This window comes from Cellulomonas sp. ATA003 (assembly GCF_031582905.1).
Lineage (GTDB): Bacteria > Actinomycetota > Actinomycetes > Actinomycetales > Cellulomonadaceae > Pengzhenrongella.
The window spans coordinates 2,671,217-2,685,266 of the sequence record NZ_CP133990.1 but is presented as its reverse complement, the minus strand read 5'-3'; the positions used below and the strand labels follow the sequence as shown (position 1 = coordinate 2,685,266).

The 14,050-nt window shown below is 71.5% G+C and carries 17 protein-coding genes and 2 pseudogenes; 13 read left to right on the top strand and 6 right to left on the bottom strand.

All coding sequences use genetic code 11. From position 1 onward, the window contains the following. Positions 1 to 130 precede the first annotated feature (130 nt). Positions 131 to 514 (bottom strand): MerR family DNA-binding protein, encoded by a 384-nt coding sequence (locus tag REH70_RS13460; RefSeq protein WP_310747913.1) that lies wholly within the window; start codon positions 512 to 514, stop codon positions 131 to 133. Between the two features lie 98 nt (positions 515 to 612). Between REH70_RS13460 and merA the strand changes: the two genes are divergently transcribed. The 4 genes and pseudogenes from merA (at position 613) to REH70_RS13440 (ending at position 4,132) form a co-directional block, all read left to right on the top strand. Further along, positions 613 to 2,004, top strand: a complete 1,392-nt coding sequence (gene merA / locus REH70_RS13455) for a mercury(II) reductase (protein ID WP_310747910.1) — start codon at positions 613 to 615, stop codon at positions 2,002 to 2,004. 60 nt (positions 2,005 to 2,064) lie between these two features. Beyond that, positions 2,065 to 2,994, top strand: a pseudogene (locus tag REH70_RS13450) (dihydrolipoyl dehydrogenase family protein); the annotation flags it as partial. Next, positions 2,974 to 3,414 (top strand): hypothetical protein, encoded by a 441-nt coding sequence (locus REH70_RS13445; RefSeq protein WP_310754297.1) that lies wholly within the window; start codon positions 2,974 to 2,976, stop codon positions 3,412 to 3,414. The pseudogene REH70_RS13450 and the gene REH70_RS13445, both read left to right, overlap by 21 nt. Before the next feature lie 202 nt (positions 3,415 to 3,616). Beyond that, on the top strand, positions 3,617 to 4,132 hold the full coding sequence (locus REH70_RS13440) for a hypothetical protein (protein ID WP_310747908.1): 516 nt from the start codon (positions 3,617 to 3,619) through the stop codon (positions 4,130 to 4,132). 14 nt (positions 4,133 to 4,146) lie between these two features. On the opposite strand, the gene REH70_RS13435 is transcribed toward REH70_RS13440, so the two are convergent. Together REH70_RS13435 and REH70_RS20755 are read right to left on the bottom strand one after the other, a co-directional pair. Then, positions 4,147 to 4,269, bottom strand: a complete 123-nt coding sequence (locus tag REH70_RS13435; RefSeq protein WP_310747905.1) for a hypothetical protein — start codon at positions 4,267 to 4,269, stop codon at positions 4,147 to 4,149. A 173-nt stretch (positions 4,270 to 4,442) separates the two neighbouring features. Next, a pseudogene (locus REH70_RS20755) lies at positions 4,443 to 5,105 on the bottom strand (F510_1955 family glycosylhydrolase); the annotation flags it as partial. 252 nt (positions 5,106 to 5,357) lie between these two features. Between REH70_RS20755 and REH70_RS13425 the strand changes: the two are divergent. From REH70_RS13425 to REH70_RS13405, 5 genes are all read left to right on the top strand, one after another. Further along, a complete protein-coding gene (locus REH70_RS13425; protein ID WP_310747901.1) occupies positions 5,358 to 5,483 on the top strand; it encodes a hypothetical protein in 126 nt (41 codons plus the stop codon). Positions 5,484 to 5,485: 2 nt separating this feature from the next. Further along, positions 5,486 to 5,935 (top strand): SCO family protein, encoded by a 450-nt coding sequence (locus tag REH70_RS13420; protein WP_310747898.1) that lies wholly within the window; start codon positions 5,486 to 5,488, stop codon positions 5,933 to 5,935. A 232-nt stretch (positions 5,936 to 6,167) separates the two neighbouring features. Further along, positions 6,168 to 6,338, top strand: coding sequence for a hypothetical protein (locus REH70_RS13415; RefSeq protein ID WP_310747896.1), 171 nt, complete (start codon positions 6,168 to 6,170; stop codon positions 6,336 to 6,338). A gap of 1 nt (position 6,339) precedes the next feature. Continuing rightward, positions 6,340 to 6,564, top strand: a complete 225-nt coding sequence (locus REH70_RS13410; RefSeq protein ID WP_310747893.1) for a hypothetical protein — start codon at positions 6,340 to 6,342, stop codon at positions 6,562 to 6,564. Continuing rightward, positions 6,561 to 6,839: a hypothetical protein gene (locus REH70_RS13405; protein WP_310747890.1), complete on the top strand. Its 279-nt coding sequence runs from the start codon at positions 6,561 to 6,563 to the stop codon at positions 6,837 to 6,839. The genes REH70_RS13410 and REH70_RS13405 overlap by 4 nt, the downstream gene beginning before the upstream one ends. Positions 6,840 to 6,847: 8 nt before the next feature. Here the strand turns inward: REH70_RS13405 and REH70_RS13400 are convergent, their stop codons facing one another. Further along, on the bottom strand, positions 6,848 to 7,945 hold the full coding sequence (locus tag REH70_RS13400; protein ID WP_310747887.1) for a M56 family metallopeptidase: 1,098 nt from the start codon (positions 7,943 to 7,945) through the stop codon (positions 6,848 to 6,850). Next, a complete protein-coding gene (locus REH70_RS13395) occupies positions 7,945 to 8,181 on the bottom strand; it encodes a BlaI/MecI/CopY family transcriptional regulator (RefSeq protein ID WP_310747884.1) in 237 nt (78 codons plus the stop codon). Before REH70_RS13395 ends, REH70_RS13400 begins: the two co-directional genes overlap by 1 nt. A 149-nt stretch (positions 8,182 to 8,330) precedes the next feature. Between REH70_RS13395 and REH70_RS13390 the strand changes: the two genes are divergently transcribed. Continuing rightward, the gene (locus REH70_RS13390; protein WP_310747882.1) at positions 8,331 to 9,197 is read left to right on the top strand and encodes a cytochrome c biogenesis protein CcdA; all 867 of its coding nucleotides are present in this window, start codon (positions 8,331 to 8,333) and stop codon (positions 9,195 to 9,197) included. A gap of 45 nt (positions 9,198 to 9,242) precedes the next feature. On the opposite strand, the gene REH70_RS13385 is transcribed toward REH70_RS13390, so the two are convergent. Continuing rightward, positions 9,243 to 9,476, bottom strand: coding sequence for an SHOCT domain-containing protein (locus tag REH70_RS13385; RefSeq protein ID WP_310747879.1), 234 nt, complete (start codon positions 9,474 to 9,476; stop codon positions 9,243 to 9,245). Between the two features lie 187 nt (positions 9,477 to 9,663). Here REH70_RS13385 and REH70_RS13380 point away from each other — a divergent pair, with 187 nt between their 5' ends. The 3 genes from REH70_RS13380 to REH70_RS13370 are packed head-to-tail and all read left to right on the top strand — an operon-like array spanning position 9,664 to position 13,804. Next, positions 9,664 to 11,973, top strand: coding sequence for a heavy metal translocating P-type ATPase (locus REH70_RS13380; protein ID WP_310747876.1), 2,310 nt, complete (start codon positions 9,664 to 9,666; stop codon positions 11,971 to 11,973). Beyond that, the gene (locus REH70_RS13375; protein WP_310747874.1) at positions 11,898 to 12,503 is read left to right on the top strand and encodes an HAD-IC family P-type ATPase; all 606 of its coding nucleotides are present in this window, start codon (positions 11,898 to 11,900) and stop codon (positions 12,501 to 12,503) included. Before REH70_RS13380 ends, REH70_RS13375 begins: the two co-directional genes overlap by 76 nt. Then, entirely contained in the window at positions 12,500 to 13,804 is a 1,305-nt protein-coding gene (locus tag REH70_RS13370; RefSeq protein WP_310747872.1) for an APC family permease, read from the top strand. Before REH70_RS13375 ends, REH70_RS13370 begins: the two co-directional genes overlap by 4 nt. The last annotated feature ends 246 nt before the right edge of the window (positions 13,805 to 14,050 follow it).

The window sequence follows — 14,050 nt, the reverse complement described above, 5'->3', positions numbered from 1 at the left end:
GCCGCCGGTGCGTCTCACGCTCGGCGAGACGACGAGCTGTAGAGGAAAGGTTCGCGCTCCCCTACTTCGGGCCACGGCCACGGGCTGTGAGCAGCGGGGCGGCCGTCGTGGTGCTGGTGTTGTGTGGTGTCTACAGGTAGAGGCAGATGGTCTCGGGGTGGCAGGTGCTGGCCTGAACGTTGCGCCGGCGCAGTGAGGTGATGGTCTCGCGTAGGGCGGTGAGCTCGGCGATCTGTTGTTCCAGGGAGGCGAGCTGCTGGTCCAGGGTGCGTTGCACGTGGTCGCAAGGGGCGGCGCCGGCGTCGCGCAGGTCCAGGATCTCGCGGATCTGGGCAAGGGTGAGGCCCGCGGTTCGTCCTCGGAGGATGAACCTGACCCGGTCGATGGCCTGGGTGTCGTAGTCCCGGTACCCCGCGACGGAGCGGGCGGATGGGTGGACCAGACCGGCGCCGTCGTAGAACCGCAGCGTCTTGGTGGTGGTTCCCGTGGCTGCGGCGAGCTCACCGATCCGCATGCACCTCTCCTTGCCTTGCCTTCGGGGGTTGACCTTCCCCTGCAGTGGAACGCCCAGTCTGGGTCGTGGCCAGCGGTCGAACCAGCCAGGGAGTGGCGATGAGTCAGAATGGTGAGCACGCGCACGAGATCGATCTTGCGGTGGTGGGGTCCGGTGGCGCGGCGATGGCCGCCGCCATCGCCGCCCGTCAGGCCGGTGCCAGCGCGGTACTGGTCGAGCACGGGGTGCTGGGCGGGACGTGTGTGAACGTCGGCTGTGTGCCGTCCAAGACGCTGCTGGCCGCGGCGGGCGCCAGGCGCGAGGCGGCAAACGGCCGCTTCCCCGGAGCGTCGACCAGCGCCGGCGGGGTCGACCTCGGTGCGCTGGTCGCTCAGAAGGACGAACTGGTCGATCAGCTGCGGCACGCGAAGTACGCCGACGTCGCCGCCGCGTACGGGTTCGAGGTCCTGTCCGGCCAAGGGTCCTTCATCGACGACCACACCCTGTCGGTGGACGGACAGCCGCTGCGCGCCGGGGCGTACCTGGTCGCCACCGGCGCCGAGCCGGCCCGGCCCGACCTTCCCGGGCTCGACGGTGTGGACTGGTTGACCTCGACGACGGCGATGGAGCTCACCGCAGTGCCGCGGTCGTTGGTCGTCGTGGGCGGTGGGTACGTCGGCATGGAGCAGGCTCAACTGTTCGCTCACCTGGGCGCCGAGGTGACCGTGGTGGGCCGGCTGGCGCCGCGCGCCGAGCCCGAGCTGGCCAACCTCCTGCGCGGTGTCTTCGCCGACGACGGGATCGCGGTGCTCGAGGAGCGAGCCATCGGCGTGGAGCCCGCACCTGACGGCGTGGTGGTGGTGACCGCCTCCGGGCGCCGGGTGCAGGCAGAGCGTGTGCTGGTGGCCACCGGACGACACGCCACCACCGATGGGCTGAACCTGCCGGTGGCCGGGGTGGGCACTGACGAGCGTGGCTTCGTCGTGGTCGACGACGCCCAGCGGACCACCAACCCGCGGGTCTATGCCGCCGGTGACGTGACCGGCGCACCGCAGTACGTGTACGTCGCTGCCGCCACCGGCCGCGTCGCCGCACTGAACGCCCTGGGCGCGAGTGAGGGGCGGGTGGACTACCGCGGGCTGCCGGCGGTGGTGTTCACCCGCCCGCAGCTGGCTTCCGCGGGCCTGACCGAGGCTCAGGCGCTCCGTCGGGGCATCACGTGCGAGTGCCGGGTCCTGGACCTGGCGGACGTGCCCCGCGCCCTGGTTCAGCACGAGACGCGCGGTGCGGTGAAGCTCGTCGCGGACGCACGGACCGGGGCGTTGCTGGGGGTGCACGCGTTGGCGGACGGCGCCGGGGAGATGATGCTCGCGGCCACCTACGCCATCAAGGCAGGCATGACGGTCGACGACGTCGCGGATACGTGGGCGCCGTACCTGACCATGGCTGAGAGCCTGCGCATCGCCGCCGGGCTGTTCCGTAACCAGATGCCCACGTCCTGCTGCGCCTGACCGTCAGCCGTCCGGCGCCCGTCACGGCGCAGCACGACCGAACCCTTGAGGAGACCGAAGATGAGTGAGCACGTCGATGTCGTGGTGATCGGGATGGGACCCGGCGGTGAGGTCGCGGCGAGCCGGCTGCTGGCCGCGGGCAAGACCGTGGCGGTGATCGAGCGGGAGTTGATCGGTGGGGAGTGCGCGTACTGGGCGTGCATCCCGTCCAAGACCGTGCTCCGGCCGCCCGAGGCCGCCTCGGGCGCGGACCGTGCCGCCGGCGTGGGCGGTGCACGGCTGGACTGGCCGGACGATCGGGACTAGCGGGACTACATGGCCCGCCACCTGGACGACTCCGGTCAGGTGGACAGTTGCGCCGACCTGGGCGCCTTGGTGATCAAGGGCCAGGCACACCTGACCGCACCCGGCACGGTCGAGGTCGACGGTCGCCGGCTCACCGCCGACCACATCGTCGTCGCGACCGGCTCAGAGGCGGTGATTCCCCCGATCCCGGGTTTGGACGCGGTCACCATGTGGACGAACCGGGAGACGTACACCGCACGGGACTTGCCCCGCCGGGCGGTGATCGTCGGCGGGAGCGCCGCCGGAGTGGAGACCGCGGTGTTCCTGGCCCGTTTCGGGGTTCAGGTCACCGTGGTCCAACGCAGCGCGCGGCTGCTCTCCCGTGAGGAGCCCACCGTCGGCGACCTCACGCAGAAGCTCCTGCAGGAGATGGGCGTCCAGGTCCGCACTGGCACCAGCCCGACCCGGGCCCGCGTGGACGGGCCCGACAGCGTGCTGGACCTCGAGGACGGCACACAGCTCCGCGGCGACGTGGTCATCCTGGCCACCGGCCGGGCCCCGCGCACCGACGGGCTGGGCCTGGCTCAGGCCGACGTCCGGCTCGGCGAGCAGGGCGAGGTCGTGATCGACGAGCACTGCCGCGCCGCCGACGGCGTGTGGGTGATCGGGGACGTCACCGCGGTGATGCCGTTCCCCCACGTCGCGAAGTACCAAGGGCGCATCGTCGCCGACGCGATCCTGGGGCCGGCCCCGGGCGGCCGGCTACGGCGGCATCCCGCGCGTAGTGTGCGCCGACCCGGAGATCGCCGCCACCGGGCTGACCCAAGCCCAAGTCGACCAGGCCGGCCTGCGGACCGTGGCCGCGCAGATCGACCTCGCGGCCACCCTCGCGCGGCCGTGGACCTACGAAGCGACCCGCGTGGCCAGCTGAGGCTGCTCGCGGACGCCGACCGGCGGGTGCTGATCGGGGCATGGGCGGTCGCACCACAAGCCGGCGAGTGGATCCACCAGGCGTCCCTGGCGATCCGGGCGCAGATCCCGATCGACACCCTCCTGGACCAGGTCGCCCAGTTCCCCACCTACACCGAGGGATACCTCACCGCTCTGGAGAACCTGCCCCTGTGAGGAGCGCACCTACAGCCGACGAGTGACGTGCAGCCAGTCCGGCCACTGCCAGATATCGCTGCAACACCATCACCATCGAACGCCCAATGCCACACCTGGGATGCGTCCACTTGGTGCCCGGCTGGCCAGGGTTGCAGGTCCGGTGAAGCGCGCCCGCCGCCCTGGAGTCCATCCGCGGCCGACGCTGGAGTGAGGTGGCGTAGTGGAAGGCTTCGCGCTCGTGCTGGCTCTGGCGGCGTTGCCCGCCGCCGGCAACTTCCTTGGCGGCCTGGCCTCGGAGGTCGTGGACGTCTCCGAGCGGGTGCTGAGCCTGGGGCTGCACCTGGCCGCCGGGATCGTGCTGGCCGTGGTCGGTCTCGAGCTCATGCCCGAAGCGCTCAACGCCTCCCCGCCATGGGTGCCGATCCTCGCCTTCGTCGGCGGCGGCGTGTTCTTCATCGGCATCGAACGCGCCATCGGGTTCATCAAAGGACGCCTCGGCGCCGGTGAGGAACCCAGCGGCCCGCTGGCGATCTTCACCGGCGTGTCCCTGGACCTGTTCAGCGCCGGAGTCATGATCGGCACCGCCACCGTCCTCAACCCGGGCCTGGGGCTGCTGCTCGCCCTGGGCCAGGTCCCCGCCGACATCCCGGAAGCACAGCACCGCTTAGGTTGGCTTCGGCCGCGACAAGGTGACCGCGTTGGCGGGGGTAGTCGTGAGCTCGTGCGCGGTCGGTAGCAGCGGGAGGGCGTTTACTCCTCGTATCGGGTGGTGAAGGTTCGGCCGCCGTCGCTGGAGACGACGATGGCGCCGTCGATCGCCGCGTAGATGTCGTCGTCGCTGCTCGCCGTGAGGGCGTGCGGGGCGCCTCCCACGTTCCCGCGGGCCTGCCAGCTGGTGCCGCCGTCGGTGCTGGCATGCAGTGTGCCGTCGGGCTCGGCGGCGACGAGGGTGCCGTCCTGGGCCCAGGACGCCAGAAGCGAGACGGGCGCGCCCGCGAGGGCTCGAAGGAGCGTCCGCCGTCGGCGCTGCGGACCAGGCCTTGTTCGGTCGTCGCCACGATGACGTCGGGCTCTTCGGGGCTCACGGCGAAGTCGGCCATCGGGAGCTCGCTGCGGGTTTCCCAGGTCGCCTTGTCCTGGCTGACCATGAGCTCCCCGGTCAACGAGTTCAGCCCGTAGACGCGTCCGTGGCGTGCTTCGAGGGAGTGGAAGTCGGCTTCCCCGGCCAGGGAAAGTGACTCCCAGGTCTGCCCGCCGTCGGTGGACTCGATCAGCCCGAGCGAGGAGGGGCCGCCCTGGCCCTCTCCGGGGTGACCGCTGGCGAGGTAGTGGTCGGGTCCGGCGACGGTGAACCCCATGAAGTCCTGGACCCGGTCGGCCACTCGGGTGGCCGGCTCGCCCTCCGGGAGCCGGAAGACCCCGTAGTGGGTCCCTGCGTACAGGGCGCCGTCGGCCGGGTCGATACCCAGCCCGTGCACGTGGGCGACGGTCGCCGGCTGCTGCCCGCCGGTGGACGGCTGGCCGGCCCGGCCACCGAGCAGCACCACGGCAGCGACGACCGCAGCCAGCACGATGGCGCCGACGACTGCACCGATCACCGTCCGGCGGGACCCAGACAGCGGAGGGCCGCTCGTGGTCGCCGACCGGCCGGTGACAGGGGGCACCGGGGCGGGACGCGACCGGGTGGGCTTGGGGCGGGGGCTGGACATCGATCACCTCGGGGAAGCGGGTTGTCGCCGACAGTCGGGCGCTACGATGGGCAATAGTAGACGCCTCACCGACAGTGTCGTTCCCCGTGCCTGAGCGAAGAGTGCGATTCGCTCCCGCCGTTCCCAGGAGGTCTCGTGGCCCTGTCGTCTCGGCCAGTCGTGGGCACGCTGCTGTTGTCGTCGCTGCTGACCGGCTGTGCCGCCGGACCCGCCGGCGCACCGGTAGAGACCGTGCGGTCCGACCATGCCGAGGTGCGCCAGGCGGCATCGGAGTACCACGGCACCGTGGTGGACCCGCCGCTGCCCCGCCCTCAGCTGACCCTGGTCGACACCAACGGGGCGCCGTTCTCCCTGCACGAGCGGCCCGCGGGGAGGTGACGGTGGTGTTTTTCGGTTACACCCACTGCCCGGACCTGTGCCCCACCACCATGGCCGACCTCGCGGCTGCGCGACGTCAGCTGCCGCAGGAGTTCAGGCAGAAGGTGGTGGTCGCGTTCGTCACCGAGGACCCCGACCGGGACAGTCCCGCCGTCCTGCGGGACTGGCTCGATGCGATGGACCCTGAGTTCGTCGGGCTGCAGGGCGGGAACCAGGACACCGCTGCGGCGTTGCGTGAGCTGTACCTGCCGGAGTCGTCGATCATCCCCACACCCAGCGCCCCGGTGGTGCATCCCGATGACGGGCACGTGCACCCCGGGGACTACGGCGTCGACCACCCGGGTGTGGTATACGCGTTCGGACCCGAGCAGACCCTCTTCTACACCGGCGGGACCCGGCCCCAGCAGTACGCCGAGGACTTCGCGCTGCTTGCCGGCGCGGGCCCCGAGTAGTCACCAGGCAGCGAACCACTCCGAGCAACAAGGAGTCTCGGTCGCTCGAGCTCTCCTCGGGGTTGGCTGCCCCAGTTTCCAGGCGTAGATTACTAAGTCACCTAGTAGTGGAGGACTGATGATGAACGTGCGAACCCGGACAGCAGCCGTGACGGCCTTGTCCCTGTCCCTGATCGCGGCGGCGGTGCCCGCCTACGCTCAGTCGGCGCTCTCTGACCACGACGATCCCAGGATGGCGCGCATGCACGAGCAGATGATGTCGGGGGAGAACCGGGGCATGGCGCGCATGCACGAGCGGATGATGTCCGGGGAGAACCGGGGTATGGGGGCCGGGCATGGTGAGTGCGCCGGGTCCCTCGAGGGCTCTGAGTCCGCCGCTGCCGCGTCGACCGAGGTGGCTTGAGGTGGCCGAGTCGCTGTATCTGCTGGCACTGCTCGCCTGCCCGGTGGGGATGGGCCTGATGATGTGGTTCATGATGCGCGGCGCCAAGCAGGCGCCGCCCGCCGACCAGCAGCAGCAGGATGACGGTGACGTGGCTGCTCTTCGCGCCGAGCTGGACCAGCTCCGGACTCAGGTGCGGAACGGCGATGCCCCCGTGACCACGGCACCGGCCCACGGTCCTCGGTGAGCGAGCTGCTGCTGCCGGCAGCGTTCTTGGTGCTGTCGGTGGCGGTCACGTACTGGCTGTGCCTGCGCCCCATGAGACGCGGCCGGTGCGGCTTCGCCCCGCGGCATGGCCACGCCTGCCGCGCCCACGAGGCCACCACCGACGCCGACACCGAGGTGGGACGACTTCGCCGGGAGATACGCGTCCTGCGTGCACAGGTCGCCGAACAGCGGCCGGCCACCGAGGCGCGGCCCGAGCGCCCCGCAGCGCAGGAGAACGCGACGCAGCGCAGCTGAGGCCCTGCTTAGCCGGCCGGGCCGGGGAGCATCAGCGGGCACAGGTCGGCCGTCGCTGCAGCGACCGCGGGGGCAGCGGCGATCACCATGGGCGCGACGACAAGGGTCAGCGCACCCAGCCTCGCCACCAGCGCCCGCGCGGGACCCAGCGGCGCGGCGGGGCTGACCAGGCGGCGGACGCGGGCCAGCGAGGTGTCGCCCCCTGCGCCGAGCGCGGCGACCGGAGCGCTGGACTCGGCCAGGCGAACCAGGGCGGTCGCGATCGTCAGGCGGGCGCTGCCGCGTGCGGCGACGTCGTCGGCGTGCATTTCGACCAGACGCCTGAGCTCCTCGTCGGCGTCGGCGAAGGCTGGCACGCGCGGAAAGGCGCTGCGCAGAGCGGCTGAGGCGGCCAGGACCAGGTGGTGGCGGTGGCGCAGGTGAGCGCGTTCGTGCGCGAGCACGGCGGTGAGCTCGTCGGCGTCGAGCTGGGCCAGTGCCGCGGTGCTGAGCACGATGTGCCGCCCTCGGCCGGGTAGGCAGTAGGCAGCGGCGACGTCGTGCTCGACGACCAGGGCGCCGCTGCGATGGTGGATGTCGGCCACCAGGCGCAGGGCCTGCAGCTGGGCGGCGCGTTGGCGGTGGGCCCGGACCAGGCCCGCGGTGAGGCAGAAGCCGACCCTGGCGGTGACGCCCACGGCGAACACGGCGCCGGTGGTGCTGGCGGCGGCGCCGGCCGGCGTGGCGTACTGCGCCCGCAGGGCGGCGCTGCACGCCGAGATGAGCTCGGCCAGGTTCGCGGTGAACGGCACGTCCGGCAGGGCCAGCGCTGCACCGGCAAGCACGGTGGCGGCCACGACGGACAGGCTCAAGGCCTGCCACAAGACGATCCCCATGGCCGGTGACCGGTCGACCCACGCCGAGCGGCGCAGGAGCCGAGGAGCGAGCGTGCCGACCAGGACCGCGAGCACGAGCAGCGCGAGGGGGCGATCACGACCGGGGTCGCCCTGCGCAGCGGGCGCGTCCAGCGCGTCACGCAGCCGCTGAACCTCCTCGGGCGGCATGCCCTTGAGGAAGTGCAGCAGGGTGCCGGCGCGGTCCTCGCTGCCGGCGAGGACCTCACCCATCAGGTCGGCGGTGTGCTCTTCGCGCGTGCGGGCGGGGAGTAGCGGTAGGCGCGGCCCTGCATCTCCCGGGTGAGCAGTCCCTTGCGGTGCAGGTTGTCCATCACCGTCATCACGGTGGTGTACGCGACGTTGCGGTCGCGCTGGAGATCCTCCAGCACCTCACGGACGGCAGCGGCGCGGCCGTAGCCCCACAGCTTGTTCATCACGACAGCCTCGAGCTGACCCAGCTTCGGCATCGCCAACCCTCTCCCTCATTGCCCCGTCGGGCACCGCCGCTGCAACAGCGACCAAGACGCTTCTATGCCCCATAGTAGGCGCTCCGATCCGGGGGCTGGCGCTTCGGCTACTATCTCGGCTCGTAGGTCCGGCCGGGGAGGAAGACGCCATGCTGACGTCAATCGGGGACAGCGTGTCCGGCATCGTGCTGTCCGGCCCCCTGGTCCTGGCGATGCTGGTCGCGGTGGCAGCCGGTGCGGTGTCCTTCTTCTCCCCGTGCTGCCTGCCGATCGTGCCGGGGTACCTGTCCTACGTCGCCGGTGTCAGCGGCGCGGACCAACAACCCGCAGCGCAGCTGGGGGCGATCCCCGTGGCGGCCGGGGTGCGCGCCGGATGGTCGCAACAGCCTGTGCAGGACCCGCGGCGCCCAGCCTGGCCGCGAGCCTCGGTGCGACAGCGGACCTTGCTGGGTTCGGTGCTGTTCGTGCTGGGGTTCTCGGCCGTCTTCACCAGCTATGGCGCTCTGTTCGGCGCGTTCGGTGCGCTGCTGGTGGTCCACCAGGACACGCTCGTGCGGATCCTGGGGGCCCTGACCATTGTTCTAGGCCTGGTCTTCCTGGGCCTGCGCTGGCAGGTACCGGTACTGGGACGCACGTTCCGGCTCAGCTACCGCCCGCGCACCGGGCTGGCCGGCGCACCCCTGGTCGGCGTCCTGTTCGGCCTGGGCTGGACCCCCTGCATCGGCCCGACCCTCGGCGCCGTCCTGGCCCTGGCCACCAGCAGCGCGGACGCCGGACGCGGAGCGATGCTCTCCTTCGCCTACAGCATCGGCCTGGGCATCCCGTTCATCCTGGCTGCAGCGTCCGTGCAGCGGGTCATGCGCACCTTCGGCTGGGCCGGCCGCAACGCCCGGACCATCATGCGGGCGGGTGGAGGGATGCTCATCGTGCTCGGCACCCTCCAGGTCAGCGGCCTGTGGACCGCCCTGATCGGCAGCATGCAAGGCCTGATCATCGGGTGGCAGGTACCCCTGTGACCCCTCACCGGCCGCCGCCCTTCCACCGCCAGCGCCCGGTGACCCTCAACCCAGGCGATCACGACGGCGGACGAACTCCTCCTCGTCGATCTCACCCGCCGCGTAGCGACGCCGCAGCACCTCCTGGGCGGTGTCGGCGGAGCCCGCTCCGCCTGCAGGGCCACCGGTTCTGCGTACCAGCCACACCACCCCGGCGACGGCCGCGGCCAGCAGCAACAGCCCCACCAGCCAGGCACCCAGCATCATCGGCCACCCCATGCCGGCCATCCCGCAATCCATCACGGCTGCACTCCTTCTGTCTCGGCTCGTCCGTTCACCGCACGTGGGACCGCGCGAGCGGCGCGGACAGGAGCGCCCGGCTCGCGCACCGCGCCACCCTGAGTCTACTATCTACGCTAGTAGCGTGCCGTTCGGCGCCTGGGTGCAGGCGACGCCGAGTGCGTGCGTACCCGTTGGGAGGAGCCTCGTGACCGTCACCGAGCTTGCCGTCGTGGTCGGAGGGCTGGCGCTGATCGCGGCGCTGGCATGGTTTTTCTTCAAGCCGCGCCAAGCCGCTCAGGCGCAGGTGCGCGGCGGGGTGCAGACGGTCGACGTGACGGTCAAGGGCGGGTACTCCCCGAACTTCATCCGTGCGACGGCCGGTACCCCGCTGCGGCTGCGGTTCGACCGGCAGGAGAACTCCGAGTGCACCGCCAGGGTCGTCTTTCCCGATTTCCGGGTGTCGAAGTCCCTGCCACCGTTCCAGACCACGACCGTCGAGCTCACCCCGGACGAGCCGGGGGAGTACGGCTTCGCCTGCGGGATGAACATGCTGCACGGCACCTTGGTGGTCCAGGCCCCGGCCGGGCCCGACACCAACCGCCCCGGCGCTGACCCTCAGCAGCGCCCGGACCGCCACGAGGCGGCGCTGGCCGCCCCGAACGCTCCAGGTGAACGGGCTCGCGAGGATGCCCGGGGAGTCAGTGCTGACGGCTACCGCGCGGTGGGGGTCGGGCCGCAGGTCGACTCCCGGGTGGAGTACCAGCGGGTGGAGTTCGCCCTTCCGGGTGCCCTTCGGACACTGCCCACCAACACCGCCCAGGCCGAAGCCCAGCTGCGGGCGATCCCCGGTGTGAACTCCGCCGAGGTCAACTTCGGCGCTGAGCGGGCGGTCCTGACCTACGACCCGTACCTGCTCGAGCGCGATCGCCTGGCAGCCGTGGTCAGTGACGCCACCGGGTACGACGCAGCCGAGCGCGTCGACCCGGGGTCCAAGGCCACCGAGGACGCCGAGGCGGCGGCCCGGCGGGCGGAGGTGCGGGACCTGCGCTGGCGGGTGGCGCTGGGTGTGCTGCTGACCCTTCCCGTGCTCTACGCCGCGATGGTCGCCCACTTCGTCGACCCCGCCTGGGTCCCGGACGTGCTGGAGAACCGGTGGGTGCAGCTGGCGTTGACGTTGCCGGTGATGGTGGTCATCGGGTGGCCGATCCACCGGACCGGGCTGCTGGCGCTGCGCAACCGCAACGCCGACATGAACACATTGATCAGCCTGGGCACGATCGCCGCGTTCTCCTACAGCGTGCTGGCGACCGTGGCCCCGCAGCTGCTGCCGGCCGAGGTGCGGGAGGTCTACTACGAGGTCGTCGGCGCGATCATCACGATCATCTTGCTGGGCCGGTTGATCGAGGCGCGGGCCCGGGCCGGGACCGGTGACGCCATCCGGTCCCTGGTCGAGCTCGCCCCGCGCACCGCCACCGTGGTCCGCGACGGCGACCAGGTCGAGGTGCCAGTGGACGACGTCGTGCCCGGTGACCTGCTGGTGGTCCGGCCGGGGGAGAAGGTGCCCGTCGACGGCGTGATCGTGCGCGGGGCCTCGACGCTGGACGAGTCGATGGTCACCGGGGAGTCGGTGCCGGTGGAGAAGGCCGCCGACGACGCCGTCATCGGCGCCACCCTCAACACCACCGGCTCCTTCACCATGCGGGCGACCAAGGTCGGCGCCGAGACGATGCTGTCCCAGATCGTGCGGCTGGTGCAGGAGGCGCAGTCCTCCAAGGCGCCGATCCAGCGGATCGCCGACGTGGTCGCCGGCTACTTCGTCCCGGCCGCCATCTTCGTCGCGATCGGCGCCTTCATGGCCTGGTTCGTGCTGGGCCCGGAGCCCGCCGTGACGTTCGCGGTGGTGGCCGCGGTCAGCGTGCTGATCATCGCGTGCCCCTGCGCCCTGGGCATCGCCACGCCCTTGTCGATCATGGTCGGCACCGGCAAGGGGGCACGTGCGGGGGTGTTGATCCGGTCGGCCGCGGCCCTGGAGACCGCCCACAAGGTCCACACGATCGTGCTGGACAAGACCGGCACCATCACCGCCGGCAAGCCGGCACTGACAGACGTCCTCGCCCTGAACGGTCACGGCGAGGACGAGTTGCTGCGACTGGTCGCCTCGGCGGAGAGCTCCAGCGAGCACCCCCTGGCCCAGGCCATCGTCCACGGCGCCCGCGACCGCGGCCTGCACCTGGCCGAGGCCGACCACTTCGAGTCCGTCACCGGCAAGGGCGTGCGCGCCACCGTCGAGGGCACCACCCTGCTGATCGGCAACGCCCGCCTGCTCACCGACGCCGGGATGGACATCGGCGCCCTGCAGGACCACGCCACCGCGCTGGCCGGCCAGGGCAAGACCCCCATGTTCCTCGCCGTGGGCGGCGCCCCGCGGGGCTGGTCGCGGTGGCCGACACCATCAAGCCCGACAGCCGGGCCGCGGTGCAGGCCCAGCAGGACCTGGGCCTGGAGGTCGTCATGATCACCGGGGACAACCAGCGCACCGCCCACGCCGTGGCCCAGCAGGTCGGCATCGACCGGGTGCTGGCCGACGTGCTGCCCCAGGACAAGGCGGTCCAGGTCCGGACCCTGCAGGACGAGGGCAAGCTGGTGGCGATGGTCGGTGACGGCATCAACGACGCACCCGCCCTGGCCCAGGCCGACGTCGGCGTCGCGATCGGCACCGGCACCGACGTCGCCATCGAGGCCGCCGACGTCACCCTGGTCTCCGGGGAGCTGCGCGGCCTGGTCACCGCGGTCGCGCTGTCCAAGGCCACCATGCGCAACATCCGCCAGAACCTCGTGCTGGCCTTCGCCTACAACGCCGCCGCGATCCCCATCGCCGCCGGTGTCCTCTACCCGATCACCGGCACCCTGCTCTCGCCGATGATCGCCGCCGCCGCCATGGCCGCCAGCTCCCTGTCGGTCGTCCTGAACGCCGGGCGCCTGTCCCGGTTCACCGCACCCCAGACCACTCACCAGGTCGCCGCGGGGCCGGGAGCGGGCCGGTGAGCGGCGAGCGGGACAAGCTGTCGCTGGTCGGGTCGATCTCCCTGGGCACCGGGGTCATGATCGGCGCGGGCATCTTCGCCCTCGTCGGTCAGGTGGCCGAGCTCGCCGGGCCGTTGGTGCCGCACGCCTTCCTCGCCGGCGCGGTGGTCACCGCGTTCAGCTCCTACTCCTACGCGAAGTACTCGGCCACCAACCCCACGTCCGGCGGCATCGCGATGCTGCTCAAGGCCGCCTACGGGCCCGGGTTCATCGCCGGCTCGTTCTCCCTGTTTATGTACGTGTCCATGGTCGTGGCCGAGAGCCTGCTGGCCCGCACCTTTGGCACCTACGTGCTGCGGCCCTTCGGCCTGCAAGACTCGGCCTTCCTGGTCCCCGCGCTGGGTGTCGTCGTGATCGCCCTGGCCGCGCTGGTCAACATCCGTGGCATCCGGTTCGTCGAGGGGTCGGCGTCGTCCACCGCGGCGGTCAAGATCCTGGGCCTGGCCGCCCTGGCCATCGCCGGGCTGGCCGCGGCCGGGCTCTCCTCCTTCAGCCGGGTCGTGACCGCACCCGCGCAGGCGGACGGGCAGCAGTGGCTGGGGCTGGTCGCCGCGACCACGCTGTGCGTCCTGGCGTACAAGGGCTTCACCACGATCACCAACCAGGGTGAGGACCTGCGCGAGCCCAAGAAGAACCTCCCGCGCTCCATCTACCTGTCCATCGGCATCTGCGCCGCCCTGTACCTGGTACTGACCGTCGCCGTCACCGCGAGCCTGGACGTGCCGGCGATCATCGAGGCCCGCGACTACGCGATCGCCGCGGCGGCCGAGCCGCTGTTCGGGTCCTGGGGTGTGAACCTGACCATCCTCATCGCGGCCGTCGCGACGATCTCCGGGCTGCTGGCCAGCATCTACGCCGTCTCCCGGCTCTACCAGATGCTGCACAGCATGGGAGACGTACCCATGCTGCCAGTCTCTTCGCAGCATCAGCCGGTGCTCATCACAGCAGGCCTGGCGATGATCACCACCGTGTTCCTCGACCTGACCCAGATCGCGTCCATGGGCGCACTGCTGTACATCGCTATGGACATCGCCATCCACTGGGGCGTCATCCGCCGCCTCGCCCCCGACATCTCCGCCCGCCGGTGGATCCCCGCAACGGCCATCGTCCTGGACGTCATCATCCTCGGCGCGTTCGTCGTCATGAAGCTCCGCAACGACCCCCTCACCATCGCGGTCGGCGTCGCCGTGGCCGCGGCGATCCTGCTCAGCCAAGCCCTGGTCGCGCGGCACCGGCGAACCACAGCAGACCAGGCCACCTGACGGCCGCGACGCCTGCCGGCAGTGCCCAGTCGCTGGCCGGTAACGCCGGCGCCGACTGCGACGGCCGCGTCGCGGGCGAAGACACCACCGGAAACCCCCACCTCCAGGAGGCCAGGAGATGAGACAGGCCGATGCCGGCGGGAATCGATGACCGCGCACTCACCTCGCCGACCCCGAGGGCGCGGGCGATGGCCACCAGTAGCGGGAGCAATCGCCACCGCGCTGGCGCTCGGCGCCTGCAGCGGA